Consider the following 203-nt stretch of genomic DNA (forward strand, 5'->3'; position numbering starts at 1 on the left):
TCCCAAAGCCGCGAAGTCATTGAACAGTGCAAGATTGCCATTTCCGAATGGTTAAAACCCATTGGACTCCGACTCAAGCCGGAAAAGACAAGAATCTGTCATACATTTCAAGAAATCGAAATTGGTGGAGAAAAAGTCCAACCGGGATTTGACTTTCTAGGGTTCAATATCAGGCAATATCCTGCCGGAAAACACGTCTCTGG

At 44.3% G+C, this 203-nt stretch carries 1 pseudogene; it reads left to right on the forward strand.

The window, feature by feature from the left end:
* Positions 1–203 (forward strand): annotated as a pseudogene (locus AC0QHF_RS00180) (group II intron reverse transcriptase/maturase); the annotation flags it as partial.

The organism is Lyngbya sp. CCY1209, assembly GCF_055795065.1.